Here is a 17,774-nt window from a genome sequence, read left to right as displayed (position 1 = left end):
ATTAAAGAGCATGCCGCGATTTACTGCGGCGCGGGCTGCGTATATTACGCTTTCCGCATTGTCAGTCAAGCATTTATTTTCGCTTAACTCACTGGTTCGTATGATTTCGAACCTACTCAACCCGGCGCTTCGTAAGCCGTTGTGCCGTGTCAGTGGAGGCGCATTATAGGGAGTTCTCGGAGGGTGACAAGTGCTAATTTCAAATAAAATTCCGAGTGCTGATTTTTTCAGCTAAAAGCCGCTAAAGCGCCAGTTTTTCCAGCAACGGGAAGCCATAACGCCGTAAAACGGGTGATAATTGTACTGCTTCGCCATCCAGCTCCGTACAAAATGCAACGTTCTGCTGCGATGAATGCACTTCAGGTGCTTCATGCTCCAGCAGCCAGGCTGTGCGTCGTGCAATTGCCGCACCGGAATCAATCAGACGCGTCCCTTCCGGTAACACCTGCTGCAACTCTTCGCGCAGTAAAGGAAAGTGCGTACAGCCTAAAACGACCGTGTCCGGTGGTTCCGTCATCCGCAGCCACGGCTGAACAATACGGCGCACCTCATCCAGAGCCACCTCCGCACCATGGAGCTTCGCTTCTGCCAGTTCAACCAGCTCCGCTGATCCCAGCATCTCTATCTTGCAGGAACCGGCAAACTGCGACACCAGCTCATGGGTATAAGGACGGCGCACCGTGGCACGCGTCGCCAGCAAGCCCACTACGCCATTTCGCGTCAGGCGCGCGGCCGGTTTAATCGCCGGAACCACCCCCACAACCGGAAAGGCAAAACGTTCACGTAAAGCGGGCAATGAAACGGTGCTGGCCGTATTACAGGCGATGATGACTAACGAGAGAGGATAGCTGCGGGTAATGGCCTCAACGATAGCGACCACCCGATCCACAATGAAAGTCTCGCTTTTCTCACCGTAAGGGAAGCCAGCGTTATCGAAGGCGTAAAGATAATGAAGATCCGGCAACAGCTGACGGACCTCATCATAGACAGAAAGCCCACCGACGCCGGAATCAAACACCAGCACGGTGGGACGCAAATCAGAAGTTGTAGCTGCCGCTGAGGTAATACTCTCGTCCTGGTGTCTGATAGCCATACACTGTCTCGTAATCTTTATCGAACAGGTTGGCAATTCTACCACGAACCGTGAGTTGTGAAGTGACAGGATATGAGACGGCGAGACCCCACAGGCTGACGCCACCTAACTTCACACGACGGCTGGGAGAGCTGTTAAAGTCCGTATCATAACGGTCACCCAGATAATGGTAGGTGACTGACCAGTCAAACTCATACAGCGTCCAGTCGAGCTGGTATTTCACCTGCTGCTTAGCCCGGCGTACGAGCGGCTGATCGGTGCTGCCATCCCGTGCGTCGACATAATCATAAGAGAGCTGATGCGCCAGCGGCCCGGTGTCGAATCCTGCGGTCGCTTCAACGCCTTTAATGCGAGCCTGCTTAATGTTGTAGTAACGGAAAGTCGCCGGGTCATTATCAATCAGATTATCGATGTCGTTGCGATAGCCCGACACACGCCAGTTCACCGGTCCGCTCAGCCCTTCAAAGCCGCCTTCCCACTGCTTACTTTTTTCAGGATCGAGGTCACGGTTGCCATAAAACGGGCTGTAAACCTGCGACAGATTGGGCGCTTTAAAAGCGGTGCCATAAGAGGCGAACACGCGGTAGCCGGAGATAAACTCCCATGAGGCCGCCGTCTGCCAGGTGTTATGCCAGCCAAACTGATTGTTGTCGTCACCGCGTACCGCACCTTCAAGGGTGACGCTGCCAAACTGCTGCTGGCCGGTCAGGTAGAGACCGGTATTACGCTGCTCATAACTATCTGACAAATAGTTCGTGCCCGGCTCGGTCGTCTCTTTCTGCCAGTCGACACCCGCGCTGATCGCCCCCTGCCCCACCTGCACGGTGTTGCCCCACTGCAGATTGTACTGGGTGACATCATCAAAGGTGGACGCGGCACCGTAGCGGCCATTGCGTGGATCGTAGTTGATGTCTTTGGTATGGCCATAACTGGCGATGAGCTGGGTAGAGTAGAAGTCACGATTGAAGCGTAACCCGGTGTCCCAGGTCTGGCTGTAGAGCTGGCGGGTATCCGCCAGCCCGATAATATTGAAATTATTATCATAGGTGTATGAACCGTCGTAGGCGGTGCGGTTATCAAACCCGTAGCCGCGCACAAAACCACTGAGTTCATCGCTGAACTGATGCTCAAGGTTGCCATACAGGGTTTTGCTCATGAAGCCGTCGCGATCGTGCTGCGCCGGGCCATAGTCATTGGGATAACCCGCCACCACGTCATACCCTTTGGTATAGGTGTAGTTGCCTGCCAGAGTGAGCTTTGTCGCATCGCCCAGCATCTGCTGGGTTGAGCCGTCGTAGGATTGATAGCCGTTTGACCCGACGCCCGCCGTCAGCGTGGTGCCCGGTTGCGATCGGCCCGTAATGATATTCACCACGCCGCCAATCGCATCGGAACCGTAGACTGCAGAACGCGCACCGCGAATGTATTCGATGCGTTGCACCAGTGACAGCGGGATCTGGCTGAGGTCAGACGAACCGGTGATGCCCGCCTGATTAAGCCGGATACCATCAATCAGGATCAGTACATGTCTCGATTCGGTGCCCCGAATAAACAGCGAACTCTGCTGCCCTAACCCGCCACTTTGCGCAACATCGACACCCGGCAGGCGGCGCATCACATCCGTCAGGCTTTTGGCCTGCCAGCGATCAATCTCATCACGTGTGACAACGGTGGTGGGTGCCAGCACACCTGAAACAGGTTCAGCAAAACGGTTGGCGGTGACTATTTGCGTATCATCATTCCCCTGAGCAAAACCGTATTGCGCCCAGAGAGAAATCGCCGTTGCGCTCAGAGCGAACAGCGAAGCAGTTTTTTTTGTCATTTTTATCGCATCCATAAGACGAAGCAGGATGCCGCAGGCCGACAATCAATAGCACGCGATGATTGTACGAGTAGCGACGTTACACCGGCAGGTCTTCGGGCTGGGAACCATAAGTGATGATGACTTCCCATCCCACAGGACAGTGTCTGCAATTGCACTCATCACGACATTCCTTACCGCTGCGCGTCAGCTCCAGATTCACACTGGATTCCCTATTAACTCGGGCTTGAGGCCGGCGTCTGCAGTCTACGGAGTGGAGATACGGAAGTCCAGACTGCCAAACATCTTCTCATTGCAGGACTGGACATCAGCAAGTGAATGCCTACAATCGCCCGCTGGTAAGCTATTAATCAGGATTGCTCATGACACCCGAACATCTCCCCATTGAAGACTATGACGCACAGCTGGCGGAAAAAGTCAGTCGTTTAGAGACGATGATGACGCCGTTTGCTGCGCCCGACGTGGAGGTGTTCCGTTCACCGGTCAGCCACTATCGGATGCGCGCCGAATTCCGCCTGTGGCACGACGGCGATGATATCTATCACATCATCTTTGATCAGCAGACACGCGAGCGGATCCGTGTTGATCAGTTCCCGGCGGCCAGCCAGCTGATCAATCAGCTGATGCCAAAGATGATCGCCGCGATCCGTGATAACCGTACCCTGCGTCATAAACTGTTCCAGATCGACTATCTGTCGACCCTGAGCAATCAGATTGTGATTTCGCTGCTCTATCACCGCAAACTGGATGATGAGTGGCAGCAGGCAGCCATGGCGCTGCGTGACCAGCTTCGCGCAGAAGGGCTGGATGTGCAGCTGATTGGTCGCGCCACCAAGACCAAAATCTGTCTGGATCGCGACTACGTTGATGAGTGTCTGCCGGTAGCGGGTCGCGAGATTATCTATCGTCAGGTCGAAAACAGTTTTACCCAGCCTAATGCGGCGATGAATATTCAGATGCTGGAGTGGGCGCTGGATGTGACGCAGGATTCACAGGGCGACCTGCTGGAACTCTACTGCGGTAATGGCAACTTCTCGCTGGCGCTGGCACGCAATTTCCGCCGCGTTCTGGCGACTGAGATCGCCAAGCCCTCTGTTGCGTCAGCACAATACAATATTGCCGCGAACCAGATTGATAACGTGCAGATCATTCGTATGGCGGCGGAAGAGTTTACCCAGGCGATGAATGGCGTGCGCAGCTTTAATCGTCTGGAAGGGATTGACCTGACCAGCTACGAATGCGAGACGATTTTTGTCGATCCGCCGCGCAGCGGACTGGATGAAGAGACGGTGAAAATGGTGCAGGCGTATCCGCGCATCCTTTATATCTCCTGCAATCCGCAGACCCTCAGCGACAATCTGCAGACGCTGGCGGAAACGCACGATGTGACGCGGCTGGCGCTGTTTGATCAGTTCCCCTATACCCACCATATGGAATGCGGTGTCCTGCTGACACGTAAAGCGTAAACAAAAACGGGAACCCTGAGGTTCCCGTTTTTTTATCACTACTGATTACGCTTGCGCTTAAAACGCGTCGCAATCCAGAACACCAGCGCTACCATCAGAACGGTGGGAACGAAGTTGGAGCCAATATCCGGGTATTCTGCCCGCACCAGCGCGCTATAAACCAGAATCCCCAGCAGGAAAAACGCCGCTGCCAGTCCTGGCATGCCGTCCGGCATATTGGTGTTGAGGTAACGCTGATGCAGACACCAGGCCGCCAGACCCAGCGCAATCAGCGGAAAAATCGAAAATGGAACAAAGGCGCTGAACAGCACAGAAAACGAGCCGTTAATTGCTAAGCCGGTAATAAAAGCCAGTACCAGTGTGCTTTTATCGCGAGTACCTGGGTGGGTCATGGACTGATCCTTACTCATTGCTCTTCGGGTTTTTCCAGGGTGGCCGCCAGTCGCTCTTGCTCCCGGCGGTACCAGTAATAAGCGCCTTTGGCGATCATACGCAGCTGTAACACCAGCCGATCCTCAAGCTTACGTCGCTGCTCAGCATCAACATCCAGTGCTTCTGCACCGGCGCTGAAAACAATGGTCACCATCGCTTCAGCCTGCGCTTCGGTAAAACTGCGCGGCATGCGATTTTCGACCTCAAGATAATCGGCCAGTTCAGCGATAAAGTGCTGAATTTCACGCGCCACGGCGGCACGAAAAGCGGCAGAGGTGCCGGAACGTTCACGCAGTAACAGGCGGAAAGCGTTGGGATTGTTGCCGATAAACTCCATAAAGGTCGACACCGACGTTTTAATGATGCTGCCGCCTTTGGCAATACGCTGGCGCGCCTGGCGCATCAGCTGTCGCAACATCAGCCCACTTTCATCTACCATCGTCAGGCCAAGCTCATCAACATCCTTGAAATGACGATAAAAGGAGGTAGGTGCAATCCCTGCTTCACGGGCAACCTCCCGCAAACTAAGACTGGCAAAACTGCGCTCGGCGCTGAGCTGACTGAAGGCGGCTTCAATCAGTGTACGTCGTGTACGTTCTTTTTGTTGCGCTCTGACGCCCATTCTCTCTGCCTTTAGCGGTGTTAAGCAGGCACTATATCAAAATTTTCAGCGTACAGATTGGCAATCTTTGTCACCGCCTGTGAACCTCACTCTTTGTCAAAATGTGATGAAAATCGCTGATAGAATTCAGAAGTGCGCGACGAGATGTTAGAATCTCGTTGTAAAAATGTATAAATAATAGGACGTATCGGTATGCAAAAGTCTTACGATTACGATGCCATTGTGATTGGCTCAGGGCCCGGCGGTGAAGGGGCGGCGATGGGGCTGGTAAAACAGGGAGCGCGCATCGCCGTGATTGAACGCTACCACAACATCGGCGGCGGTTGTACGCACTGGGGCACCATCCCTTCTAAAGCCCTTCGCCACGCCGTCAGTCGCATTATTGAATTCAACCAAAATCCGCTCTACAGCGATCATACCCGACTGCTTCGCTCCTCTTTTGCCGACATACTCAATCACACTGAAAACGTGATCAGCCAGCAGACAGCCATGCGTCAGGGCTTCTACGAGCGTAACCGTTGTGAACTTTATCAGGGCGATGCGCATTTTGTTGATGCCAACACCATTGAGATTGAGCAACCGGATGGCACGCGTGAGACGCTGACGGCAGAGAAGTTTGTTATCGCCTGTGGTTCACGACCTTACCATCCTGACAATGTCGACTTTACCCATCCACGCGTTTATGACTCCGACTCTATTCTCAATCTGCACCACGAACCAGGCCACGTCATAATTTATGGCGCGGGCGTGATTGGCTGTGAATATGCGTCGATTTTCCGTGGACTGAACGTCAAAGTTGACCTGATTAACACCCGCGATCGCCTGCTGGCGTTTCTTGATCAGGAGATGTCTGACTCTCTCTCTTACCACTTCTGGAACAGCGGCGTGGTGATTCGTCACAACGAAGAGTTTGAGAAGATCGAAGGGGTGGAAGATGGCGTCATCATGCATCTGAAGTCGGGTAAGAAAGTGAAAGCCGACTGCTTGCTTTACGCCAACGGCCGTACCGGCAACACCGATTCGCTGTCGCTGGAAAATGTGGGTCTGGAAGCGGATGGTCGTGGCCTGCTGAAAGTGAACAGCATGTATCAGACGGCTCAGCCGCACATTTATGCCGTTGGTGACGTGATTGGCTATCCAAGCCTGGCCTCAGCCGCCTACGATCAGGGCCGTATTGCCGCTCAGGCGATTATCAAAGGGGAAGCGTCAGCGCACCTGATTGAAGATATCCCAACCGGGATTTACACCATTCCGGAAATCAGCTCCGTGGGTAAAACCGAGCAGCAGCTGACGGCAATGAAGGTGCCTTACGAAGTAGGCCGCGCGCAGTTCAAACATCTGGCGCGAGCGCAGATCGTTGGCATGAACGTTGGCAGCCTGAAGATTCTGTTCCATCGGGAAACCAAAGAGATTCTGGGAATTCACTGCTTTGGTGAACGTGCCGCCGAGATTATTCATATCGGTCAGGCGATCATGGAGCAGAAAAACGGTGGCAACACGATTGAGTACTTCGTGAATACCACCTTTAACTATCCGACCATGGCCGAAGCCTATCGCGTTGCGGCGTTAAACGGCTTAAACCGCCTGTTTTAACGCGGCGTCGAAATAGTGCTGCATGTGGGTTTTAATCGCCTCTGCCAGCTGTTCATAACGGCTGCGCAGAGGTGAACCCGGACGATAGACCAGCGCAATTGTACGCTGTGGCACCGGTTTGTAGCAGGTGAGATAGCAGACGCCATCGCGGATACGCTCCGGTGGGACTGCCAGCGCCGGTAACAGCGTAATCCCGCTGCCTGCCGCCACCATATTGCGCAGCGTCTCAAGACTGGTCGCACGGAAATGGGTATCTTCATCGGCGCCCGCCTCAAAGCAGAACCCCATCGCCTGGTCACGCAGACAGTGCCCATCTTCCAGCATAAGCAATTTCTCGCCTGCCAGATCGGACATAGGCACCCGGTCGCGATCGCACCAGGGATGATCGGCATAGACTGCCAGCTTCATCGGCTCATCAAACAACGGCACTTCGATAAAGGCCTGGCTCTCTTTGACCAGCGCGATAATCGCGCAGTCCAGCTTGCCGCTATCGAGCTGTGCCAGCAGTTGCTGCGTCTGCGCTTCGTGCAGATACATCTCCAGTTTCGGGAATGTCTGGTGCAGCGTCGGGATAATCTGTGGCAATAAGTAGGGCGCGGTAGTCGGGATGAGGCCGATATGCAGCGGACCTGACATCGCTTCCCCTTGCTGACTGGCCATCTCTTTCAGCACTTTCACTTCACGCAGCACCGTACGCGCCTGATCCACCAGCAGCAAACCTGCCTGGGTGAACAGCACTTTACGGCTGGTGCGCTCCAGCAGCATCACACCCAGCTCATCTTCCAGCTTACGGATCTGCCCGCTTAACGTCGGCTGACTGACATGACACGCATCCGCGGCACGGCGGAAATGACGGTGTTCAGCAAGCGAAACCAGATATTCAAGATCACGAATATTCATTATTACCCTCCAAGCCACGATAGCCCGTGGCGATAGATAGAATAGCAATGAACGATTGGCCCTATCAAGGGTGGTTGGGAATAATGCGCACATCAAATGGAACGCGGTATGTCAGGAGAAAAAAATGTTTGCAAGTCAGGAAGGTAAAGCTATTCCGTCAGTGACTTTTCATACACGTCAGGGCGATCGCTGGGTCGATGTCACCACTGAAGCGTTGTTTAAAGACAAAACGGTCATCGTTTTTTCACTGCCGGGTGCATTCACACCAACCTGCTCCTCCAGCCATCTGCCGCGTTACAACGAATTAGCGGGTCTGTTTGCCCAGCAGGGTGTGGACAGCATTCTGTGCGTCTCGGTGAATGACACGTTTGTGATGAACGCCTGGAAAGCAGAACAGCGCGCAGACAACATTACCTTTATCCCTGATGGCAACGGCGAGTTTACCCGCGGCATGGAGATGCTGGTTGAGAAAGCCGATCTCGGCTTTGGCCCACGTTCATGGCGCTACTCGATGCTGGTGCGTAACGGCGTGGTAGAGAAAATGTTTGTTGAGCCAAACAAGCCGGGCGACCCATTTGAGATCTCTGATGCCGACACCATGCTGCGCTATCTGGCGCCCGAGTGTAAAGCTCAGGAGTCGGTCTCAATCTTCACTAAACCTGGCTGCACCTTCTGCACCCAGGCAAAACAGATGCTGATGGATCATGGTATTCAGTACGAAGAGATCGTGCTGGGACAGGATGCAACAACCGTGAGTCTGCGCGCCGTTTCAGGCCGGGCGACGGTACCGCAGATCTTCATGGGAGGTCGTCACATTGGCGGCAGTGAGGATCTGCAGCAATATCTGCTGTCAGCGTAAGAGAATCTGAGCGTCGGCCGGGAGAGCAGGCGCTTTGATGATGTGCCTATAAAAATGAGTAATTCTGAAGCTAGAGGTTGGCGGGCATTTAATGTGCCCGCTTTTTTTTGCCTGTTAATTACGCCAGACGCTGCTTTGCGTCACCGATGGCACGCGCAACCTGCTGTGGCGAGACGCCGCCCTGCGCATTACGCTTATCCAGACAGGATTGCAGCGCCAGAATGGGATAGACATCCTCGCCAATCACCGCACTGAACTGCTGCAGCTGTGCCAGCGACAGCGCTTCCAGCGCCACACCCTGACCGATAGCGGCCACCACCACTTCCCCGACGATATGGTGTGCTTCACGGAACGGCACGCCTTTGGCGACCAGATAGTCAGCCAGTTCAGTGGAGTTTGCGTAACCCTGTTCAGCCGCTTCCTGGCAGCGCGGGCGTTTAACCTGCAGGCCATCCAGCACCAGAACTGACATATGCAGACAGTCGAGCCAGGTGTCGAGCGCGTCAAACAGCCCCTCTTTGTCTTCCTGCATATCTTTGTTGTATGCCAGCGGCAGACCTTTCAGCGTCATCATCATGCCGGTCAGCGCGCCCTGCACCCGGCCACACTTGCCGCGAATCAGCTCCAGCGCATCCGGATTTTTCTTCTGCGGCATCAGCGATGAGCCGGAGGTCACTTTATCTGACAGTTCGATAAAGCCCGCTTCACCGGTGTTGAAGAAGATCATATCTTCGGCGAAGCGCGACAGATGCACCATGCCGATGGCAGCGTCAGAAAGCAGCTCCAGCACGTGATCGCGGTCTGATACGGTATCCAGACTGTTGCGCGTGGCGGAAGCAAAGCCCAGCCAGCCTGCCAGCTGCTGACGATCGATCTCATACGCGGTACCGGCCAGTGCGCCACAGCCCAGCGGGCTGACATCGAGCCGCTTCAGCGTATCCTGCAGACGGCTCTCGTCACGCGCCAGCATTTCAACGTAGGCCAGGCACCAGTGCGCAAACGTCACCGGCTGCGCACGCTGCAGATGCGTGTAGCCCGGCATCACCGCATCCTGATTGGCTTCAGCGGTGACCACCAGCGCCTGCTGGAGATCACGGGTGGCACCCAGCAGCGCCTCAATCTGCACCTTGCACCACAGCTTAAGATCGGTCGCGACCTGATCGTTACGGCTACGTCCGGTGTGCAGTTTTTTGCCCAGCGCGCCCACCTTGTCGATCAGCTGGCCTTCAACCCAGCTGTGGATATCTTCGGCGTCGCTCTGCAGAATCTGCTCAGGATCCTCACGGACTTCATCCAGTAACGTATTCAGGGCCGCTTCCAGCTGCTGCTGCTCATCCTGAGTCAGGACATTTACCGTCACCAGCGCTTTGGACCAGGCAACAGAGCCAATGATGTCCTGCTCTGCCAGGCGGTAATCGAAGCGCAGCGAGTCATTGAACTGTTTAAAACGTTGATCCGCTGCCTGAGTAAACCGTCCACCCCAAAGTGCCATGTGAAAACTCCTCTGAATCGTTAAACAAGGGGCGGCATAAATGCCGCCCCTGAAATGAAACTGTGAGGCGAGGCGCACCTCGCCTGAAAATTACTTCTTCTGCTCGTTCAGGGCGCGGATACGCGAAGAGAGCGAGAACAGACGGATAAAGCCGCCCGCATGACGGTGATCGTACACTTCATCTTCACCAAAGGTGGCGAACTCTTCCGAGTAGAGGCTGTTCGCGGAACGCTTCTGGGTGGCTGTCGCCTGGCCTTTGTAGAGCTGCAGTACCACTTCACCGTTAACCTCTTCCGCCAGCGATTCGGCAGCGGCCTGAATCGACTTACGCAGCGGGGCGAACCAGCGACCGTCATAAACCACATAGGACATCTCGTGGCCGAGCTGCTCACGCCATTTGAAGCTATCGCGATCCAGCACCAGCTGCTCAACCGCACGCAGCGCATTGACCATGATGGTGCCGCCAGGGGTTTCGTAGCAGCCGCGCGATTTAATCCCTACCAGACGGTTTTCAACGATATCGATACGGCCGACGCCATGTTTTGCGCCCAGCACGTTAAGTTTTTCCAGGCACTGGAACGGGCTCAGTTTTTCGCCGTTAACCGCCACGACCCGACCTTTTTCAACGGTTACGGTCACTTCTTCAGGCTGGTCAGGCGCTTCAAGCGGATCGACAGTCCAGACCCAGCAATCTTTATTCGGTGCATTGGCCGGGCTTTCCAGCACGCCACCTTCGGTGGAGATGTGCCAGGCGTTTTCGTCGCGGCTGTAGATTTTCTCCAGTGACGCGGTGGTCGGAATGTTGCGCTCTTTCAGGTAGTCCAGCAGCGCTTCACGTGAACGCAGGTTCCATTCACGCCACGGTGCCACCACTTTCAGCTGCGGTGCCAGCGCGGTGTAGGTGGTTTCGAAACGCACCTGGTCATTCCCTTTACCGGTAGCGCCGTGACACAGCGCATCCGCACCCACTTTCAGCGCCAGCTCAACCTGTGCTTTAGCGATGATAGGACGCGCCATTGAAGTGCCCAGCAGATAAGTGCCTTCATAGAGGGCGCCAGTCTGCAGCACCGGATAGACATAGTCGCTGATGAACTCTTCACGCAGGTCAACCACGTGGCATTCAGATGCGCCGGACTGCAGGGCTTTCTTCTCTACACCTTCCAGATCGCCGCGCTCCTGACCGATATCTGCGACAAAAGCGACGACTTCACAGCCGCCGTAGTTCTCTTTCAGCCATGGAATGATGGCCGAAGTATCAAGACCACCGGAGTAAGCCAGAACGATTTTTTTGATGTTTTGCGTTTGCATTTCGTAATCCTTGAATCAGAGTCGTTAAGCGAGAATCCGGGTGCCAATCGACACGCCGTTAAACAGGTCAGGCAGCCGCTCAGCGTGACGCCAGCTGGCAATATCCACCGGGCGGCCCAGGGTACGCGCTGCATCAAGCGCAGCGTGCACTTTCACAATCATGCCGTCGGTAATAATGCCCTGGGTAATCAGCTGCTCAGCTTTGTCGGCGGTCATCTCTTCGATGCGCTGACCTTTGCCGTCGAGAATACCACTGACGTCTGACAACAGGACCAGATCAGCGCCCAGCGTCGAGGCCAGTGCGGTCGCCGCCTGGTCAGCGTTGACGTTCATCAGGTCGCCGCTGTCAGTTATACCAATTGAGCTCACCACCGGCATATAACCGGCCGCCAGCAGGGTGTTCAGTAATGCCGGATCGCCCGGCATTGCGTGGCCAACGTGGCCGAGTTCTTCATCAAACGGTGTGACATTCACGATGCCCGCATCGCCCAGGCAGAGGCCTACCGCGTTGATGCCCGATTTTTTTGCCCAGGCCAGCAGCGTTTTATTCGCGGTTCCCGCCAGCGCACCGGTAATAATGTCGATCTGATCGGCTGGCGTGACACGCAGGCCATTTTTCTTCTTCACCGGCAGCGCCAGCTTTTTCATCAGTTCATCCACCAGGCAACCGCCGCCGTGGACAATAATCAGCGGACGCTGATGGGCGCTGCGGTAGGTCAGCAGCGCTTCAAACAGGCGGGCCAGCGCTTCTTCGCTGTCTAACAACACACCGCCCAGCTTGATAATCAATGGATTGGTCATGGTATATTTGTCCGTTAAATCAGTGACTGCGTTTCAGGGAAGCCGAACCGGATGTTCAGGCACTGTACCGCCTGCGATGCCGCGCCTTTCAGCAGATTATCTTCGGCTGCCACGACAATCAGATGCTCGCCCTGCACTTCAAAACCGATATCGCAATAAGGCAGACCTACAACGGCTTTCAGCGCCGGTACGCCCTGTTCGTAGAGCCGCACCAGTGGCTTGTTGTCATAGGCGCGATGGAAAACTGCGGCGATATCTTCACGGCTGACACCTGCTTTCAGACGGCAGGTAATCGTCGCCAGGATACCGCGCGGGAAGTTACCCAGATGCGGAGTGAAGATCACCGGCGTACCAAGGTGCGCGACGATTTCCGGGTGATGACGATGATTGAACAGGCCGTAAGGCTGCAGGCTCACTTCGCAGAAGCTGGTGCCGACATTGGCTTTACGTCCGGCACCGCTCACGCCGCTGGTGGCGTTGATTACCGGCCACTGCGCCTCGTTTAACAGTCCGGCATCCACAAGGGGCTTCAGCGCCAGCTGCGCAGCGGTCGGATAGCAACCTGGCACAGCCACCAGCTGCGCCTGCTGGATTTTCTCATGCTGATATTCGGCAAGGCCGTAAACGGCTTTGTCCAGCCAGTCGCCATGCTGATGGGTGAAGCCATAAAAGCGGGTATAAAAATCAGCGTCATTCACGCGGAACGCACCCGACAGGTCGAACACCACACAGCCAGCCTTGAGAAATTCCGGCGCCAGATCGTGGCTGACTTCGTGGGCCGTCGCCAGGAACACCACATCCACCTTGTCTGCCCACTCGGCCGCGCTGCTCAGCGGCTGCAGCGGCAAATCCACCACACCTTTCAGCTGCGGATGGAGATCGGAGAGGCGCTTGCCGGCATCAGGGCTTTGCGCCGAAACCGCCAAAGCGGTTATGTTGATATGTGGATGGCGATTCAGGAAGGTGGCAAGCTCTGTACCAGCATAACCACTGGCACCAACGATCAGCGTATTCAACATCAGGCTGTAACCCTTTTTACAGTCGCACGTTCCGGGTCGCGGCCTTGCCCCGTTACCCGCCCTGTCATCTGCAGTGATTTAAGGTTCCCTTGCAGAGGACGTTAATGTATTTTTATTCACTATTACTGCATGAATATGGATACATCCTAACCCAAGGACCGCCAACAGTGAAGACAAAATTACCGCCTTTTATTGAACTGTACCGCCAGTTAATCGCCACACCGTCGATCAGCGCAACCGATGCCGCACTGGATCAGAGTAATGAAACTTTAATCAATTTGCTGGCCGGCTGGTTCCGCGACCTCGGCTTCAGCGTTGAAGTACAGCCAGTGCCCGGCACCCGCAATAAATTTAATATGCTGGCGCGTACCGGAAGCGGTGCGGGCGGCCTGCTGCTAGCAGGTCATACCGATACCGTTCCTTTTGACGATGGCCGCTGGACACGCGATCCTTTTACCCTGACCGAGCACGACAACAAGCTCTATGGCCTGGGCACGGCAGACATGAAAGGCTTCTTCGCCTTTATTCTCGATACGCTGCGCGATGTGGATGTCAGCACGCTGAGCAAGCCGCTCTATATCCTCGCTACGGCCGATGAAGAGACCACCATGGCTGGCGCCAAATATTTTTCTGAGTCGACGCAGCTGCGTCCCGACTGCGCCATCATCGGTGAACCAACCTCGCTTAAACCGGTGCGTGCGCACAAAGGTCACCTGTCGAATGTGATCCGCATCGAGGGAAAATCGGGCCACTCCAGCGATCCCGCGCGAGGCGTTAACGCCATTGAACTGATGCATGAGTCGATCACCCATCTGATGCAACTGCGCCATACGCTGCAGGAGCGTTATCACCATGACGGCTTTGCCATCCCCTATCCCACCATGAACTTCGGCCATATTCATGGCGGTGACGCCGCTAACCGTATCTGCGCCTGCTGTGAACTGCATATGGATATTCGTCCGCTGCCGGGCCTGTCGCTGAACGATCTCGATGGGCTACTGAACGAGGCGCTGGCACCGGTCAGTGCGCGCTGGCCGGGCCGTGTCACGGTTGCCGAGTTGCATCCGCCGATTCCTGGCTACGAGTGTCCGGCAGATCATGAACTGGTTAGTGTGGTCGAGAAATTGCTGGGTATACCCACTGAGGTGGTGAACTACTGCACCGAAGCGCCTTTTATTCAGCAGCTCTGCCCGACGCTGGTACTGGGTCCGGGGTCGATTGAGCAGGCACATCAGCCAGACGAATTTATTGATACTGCATTTATTAAGCCGACAAGGGCGCTTATCACTCAGGTTGTGCAGCATTTTTGCCACTGATTAACAGCAAATGGGGCATTTCACTGCATTAACAGTAAAATGCCCCTTCATTCTGCGGGATTTAGCAATAAGAATAACTTATCCCGCTTTGTTCCCGATAAATTCTACGAATTTCCGTTATTTAGCCACACCTTCAGCGCACTTTAACGCATTTGACGAACGCAACATTACGTGGCTAGATAAAAGACGATGTTATGCCCACCGGGTGATTATCCAGAGCGTTTCAGAATGTGGACAGGCGGCAACGGAGCCGGTTCCCTGTAGATTAGGGGGAACATGGCGTTGCTGATTTTTCTGCTGCCTGAAAGGTCGGGTGTAGAAGTTTTTCAAGACGATAAGGGTGTCAGGGTCCAATGAACGAACAATATTCCGCAATGCGAAGTAATGTCAGTATGCTCGGCAAACTGCTCGGGGATACGATTAAGGATGCACTGGGAGAGAACATCCTCGACCAGGTGGAAACCATCCGTAAGCTCTCCAAGTCATCCCGTGCAGGAAATGACACTCATCGTAAAGAACTGCTCAATACGCTGCAGAACCTCTCCAACGAGGAGCTTCTGCCGGTTGCACGCGCTTTTAGCCAGTTTCTGAACCTCACCAACGTGGCTGAGCAGTATCAGACCATCTCGCAAAGTGGCGAGGGTGAGAACCATCCCGAACTGCTGAAAAAGACCTTTGATACCCTGAAGCAGCAGAAAGATATCAGCGAAAGCGACATCCTTGCGGCCATTGAGTCGCTGTCGCTGGAACTGGTGCTGACGGCTCACCCGACTGAAATCACCCGCCGTACGCTGATTCACAAGCTGGTCGAAGTTAACAGCTGCCTGAAACAGCTCGATCACAGCGACGTCTCCGACTACGAACGCAACCAGATTATGCGCCGTCTGCGTCAGCTGGTGGCACAGGCGTGGCACACCGATGAGATCCGCAAATATCGTCCGACCCCTATCGACGAAGCCAAATGGGGCTTTGCCGTGGTGGAGAACAGCCTGTGGGAAGGCGTACCCGCTTTCCTGCGTGAGCTGAACGAGCAGGTAGAAGAGGCGTTCGGCATTAAGCTGCCGGTCGATTTCGTGCCGGTTCAGTTCACCTCATGGATGGGTGGCGACCGCGACGGTAACCCTAACGTTACGGCGGCGATTACCCGCCACGTTATGCAGCTGAGTCGCTGGAAAGCCACTGATCTGTTCCTGCGCGATATCGGCGTACTGATCTCTGAGTTGTCGATGTCAGAGTGCACTGAAGAGATCCGGGAACTCAGCGGCGATCCGGAAGCACTTGAACCTTATCGTATGATCCTGAAACGCCTGCGCAGCCAGTTAATGACTACCCAGTCATTCCTGGAACGCCGCCTGAAAGGTGAACGTCTGCCGCGCCCGGCCGATCTGCTGGTCTCCAACGATCAGCTGTGGGATCCGCTGTTTACCATCTATCAGTCACTGCAAAAGTGCGGCATGGGCATTATCGCCAACGGTCAGTTGCTTGATACGCTGCGCCGCGTGAAATGTTTCGGCGTGCCGCTGGTGCGTATCGATCTGCGTCAGGAGAGTACCCGTCACACCGAAGCGATTGCTGAAGTGACCCGCTATCTGGGCCTCGGCGATTATGAAAGCTGGTCCGAAGCGGACAAGCAGGCCTTCCTGATCCGTGAACTGAACTCCAAGCGTCCGCTGCTGCCTCGTAGCTGGGAGCCCAGCGATGAAACGCGTGAAGTGCTGGAGACCTGTCGCGTCGCGGCTGAAGCGCCACAGGGTTCTATCGCCGCCTATGTTATTTCCATGGCGAAAACCCCTTCTGACGTGCTGGCCGTGCATCTGCTGCTGAAAGAAGCAGGCATCGGCTATGCCATGCCGGTTGCACCGCTGTTTGAAACGCTTGATGACCTGAATAACGCCAATGACGTGATGAGCCAGCTGCTGAGCATCGACTGGTATCGCGGCTTAATTCAGGGCAAACAGATGGTGATGATTGGCTATTCTGACTCGGCGAAAGACGCCGGTGTGATGGCCGCCAGCTGGGCGCAATATCAGGCACAGGATGCCCTGATTAAAACGTGTGAGAAGGCCGGGATTTCACTGACGCTGTTCCACGGACGCGGCGGCAGCATTGGCCGTGGCGGCGCACCCGCCCATGCAGCGCTTCTGTCGCAACCACCAGGCAGCCTGCGCGGCGGTCTGCGCGTGACCGAACAGGGCGAGATGATCCGCTTTAAATATGGTTTACCCGCCGTCACCATCGCCAGCCTGTCGCTCTACACCGGCGCAATTCTGGAAGCGAACCTGATGCCGCCGCCGGAGCCAAAACGCGAATGGCGCGACATTATGGATCAGCTCTCCGCCGACTCCTGTGCGATGTATCGCGGTTATGTGCGTGAAAATGCTGACTTCGTGCCCTATTTCCGCTCAGCGACGCCGGAGCAGGAGCTGGGTAAATTACCGCTGGGCTCACGTCCCGCCAAGCGCCGACCTACCGGCGGCGTAGAGTCGCTGCGTGCGATTCCATGGATTTTCGCCTGGACGCAGAACCGTCTGATGCTGCCTGCGTGGCTGGGTGCCGGTGCGGCCCTGCAACAGGCGATGGCCGCCGGTCATCAGGATCAGCTGGAAGCGATGTGCCGCGACTGGCCATTCTTCTCTACCCGTCTGGGTATGCTGGAGATGGTATTCTCAAAAGCGGACCTGTGGCTGGCGGAATATTACGATCAGCGTCTGGTCGAGAAATCACTCTGGCCGCTGGGCAAACAGCTGCGCGATCAGCTTGATGCGGATATCAAAGCGGTACTGACCATTGCCAATGACTCACACCTGATGGCCGATCAGCCGTGGATTGCCGAGTCAATTGCACTGCGTAACGTCTATACCGATCCGCTCAACGTACTCCAGGCCGAACTGCTGCATCGTTCGCGCGCGCGGGAAGCGAATGGTGATGAACCGGATGCCCGCGTTGAGCAGGCGCTGATGGTGACCATTGCTGGTGTCGCGGCAGGCATGCGCAATACCGGTTAACGGTGGTGCAGTAAAAACAAAAAAAGTCGGGACTCTCCCGACTTTT

The 17,774-nt window shown here is 55.3% G+C and carries 14 protein-coding genes and 1 riboswitch; of the genes, 5 read left to right on the top strand and 9 right to left on the bottom strand.

What is annotated here, in order from left to right; all coding sequences use genetic code 11:
• Positions 1-241 precede the first annotated feature (241 nt).
• A complete protein-coding gene (gene murI / locus PAG01S_RS21090; RefSeq protein ID WP_062759675.1) occupies positions 242-1,093 on the bottom strand; it encodes a glutamate racemase in 852 nt (283 codons plus the stop codon).
• The gene (btuB, locus tag PAG01S_RS21085) at positions 1,038-2,915 is read right to left on the bottom strand and encodes a TonB-dependent vitamin B12 receptor BtuB (protein ID WP_062759674.1); all 1,878 of its coding nucleotides are present in this window, start codon (positions 2,913-2,915) and stop codon (positions 1,038-1,040) included. The genes murI and btuB overlap by 56 nt, the downstream gene beginning before the upstream one ends.
• A gap of 69 nt (positions 2,916-2,984) precedes the next feature.
• Positions 2,985-3,167: riboswitch (cobalamin riboswitch) on the bottom strand.
• Positions 3,168-3,277: 110 nt separating this feature from the next.
• On the opposite strand from btuB, the gene trmA reads away from it, so the two are divergent.
• Entirely contained in the window at positions 3,278-4,381 is a 1,104-nt protein-coding gene (gene trmA / locus PAG01S_RS21080; protein ID WP_062759673.1) for a tRNA (uridine(54)-C5)-methyltransferase TrmA, read from the top strand.
• 38 nt (positions 4,382-4,419) lie between these two features.
• Here trmA and PAG01S_RS21075 read toward each other — a convergent pair whose 3' ends face one another.
• Together PAG01S_RS21075 and fabR are read right to left on the bottom strand one after the other, a co-directional pair.
• On the bottom strand, positions 4,420-4,773 hold the full coding sequence (locus PAG01S_RS21075; protein WP_010258126.1) for a YijD family membrane protein: 354 nt from the start codon (positions 4,771-4,773) through the stop codon (positions 4,420-4,422).
• A 14-nt stretch (positions 4,774-4,787) separates the two neighbouring features.
• Entirely contained in the window at positions 4,788-5,435 is a 648-nt protein-coding gene (gene fabR, locus PAG01S_RS21070) for an HTH-type transcriptional repressor FabR (protein WP_010258128.1), read from the bottom strand.
• Positions 5,436-5,627: 192 nt separating this feature from the next.
• Between fabR and sthA the strand changes: the two genes are divergently transcribed.
• Positions 5,628-7,028 carry a Si-specific NAD(P)(+) transhydrogenase gene (gene sthA / locus PAG01S_RS21065; RefSeq protein WP_010258130.1) on the top strand — a complete coding sequence of 467 codons (1,401 nt, stop codon included), beginning with the start codon at positions 5,628-5,630 and terminating at the stop codon, positions 7,026-7,028.
• Here sthA and oxyR read toward each other — a convergent pair.
• Complete coding sequence (gene oxyR, locus PAG01S_RS21060) at positions 7,011-7,928, bottom strand: DNA-binding transcriptional regulator OxyR (RefSeq protein WP_010258132.1); 918 nt, start codon at positions 7,926-7,928, stop codon at positions 7,011-7,013. The genes sthA and oxyR overlap by 18 nt on opposite strands.
• Positions 7,929-8,052: 124 nt before the next feature.
• On the opposite strand from oxyR, the gene PAG01S_RS21055 reads away from it, so the two are divergent.
• Complete coding sequence (locus tag PAG01S_RS21055) at positions 8,053-8,787, top strand: glutathione peroxidase (protein WP_031591828.1); 735 nt, start codon at positions 8,053-8,055, stop codon at positions 8,785-8,787.
• Positions 8,788-8,905: 118 nt separating this feature from the next.
• Here the strand turns inward: PAG01S_RS21055 and argH are convergent, their stop codons facing one another.
• The 4 genes from argH to argC form a co-directional block, all read right to left on the bottom strand.
• Positions 8,906-10,279 carry an argininosuccinate lyase gene (gene argH / locus PAG01S_RS21050; RefSeq protein WP_010672061.1) on the bottom strand — a complete coding sequence of 458 codons (1,374 nt, stop codon included), beginning with the start codon at positions 10,277-10,279 and terminating at the stop codon, positions 8,906-8,908.
• Positions 10,280-10,369: 90 nt separating this feature from the next.
• Positions 10,370-11,587: an argininosuccinate synthase gene (locus tag PAG01S_RS21045; protein WP_022624925.1), complete on the bottom strand. Its 1,218-nt coding sequence runs from the start codon at positions 11,585-11,587 to the stop codon at positions 10,370-10,372.
• A 24-nt stretch (positions 11,588-11,611) separates the two neighbouring features.
• Complete coding sequence (gene argB / locus PAG01S_RS21040) at positions 11,612-12,388, bottom strand: acetylglutamate kinase (protein WP_010258140.1); 777 nt, start codon at positions 12,386-12,388, stop codon at positions 11,612-11,614.
• A 14-nt stretch (positions 12,389-12,402) separates the two neighbouring features.
• Positions 12,403-13,407: an N-acetyl-gamma-glutamyl-phosphate reductase gene (gene argC / locus PAG01S_RS21035; RefSeq protein ID WP_010672063.1), complete on the bottom strand. Its 1,005-nt coding sequence runs from the start codon at positions 13,405-13,407 to the stop codon at positions 12,403-12,405.
• Positions 13,408-13,574: 167 nt separating this feature from the next.
• On the opposite strand from argC, the gene argE reads away from it, so the two are divergent.
• Together argE and ppc are read left to right on the top strand one after the other, a co-directional pair.
• A complete protein-coding gene (gene argE, locus PAG01S_RS21030; protein WP_062759672.1) occupies positions 13,575-14,723 on the top strand; it encodes an acetylornithine deacetylase in 1,149 nt (382 codons plus the stop codon).
• A gap of 353 nt (positions 14,724-15,076) precedes the next feature.
• Positions 15,077-17,728: a phosphoenolpyruvate carboxylase gene (gene ppc / locus PAG01S_RS21025; RefSeq protein WP_022624923.1), complete on the top strand. Its 2,652-nt coding sequence runs from the start codon at positions 15,077-15,079 to the stop codon at positions 17,726-17,728.
• The last annotated feature ends 46 nt before the right edge of the window (positions 17,729-17,774 follow it).

Source organism: Pantoea agglomerans NBRC 102470 (assembly GCF_001598475.1).
In the GTDB taxonomy this organism is placed as follows: Bacteria; Pseudomonadota; Gammaproteobacteria; order Enterobacterales; family Enterobacteriaceae; genus Pantoea; species Pantoea agglomerans.
This window is presented reverse-complemented; position numbering and strand designations above follow the sequence as displayed.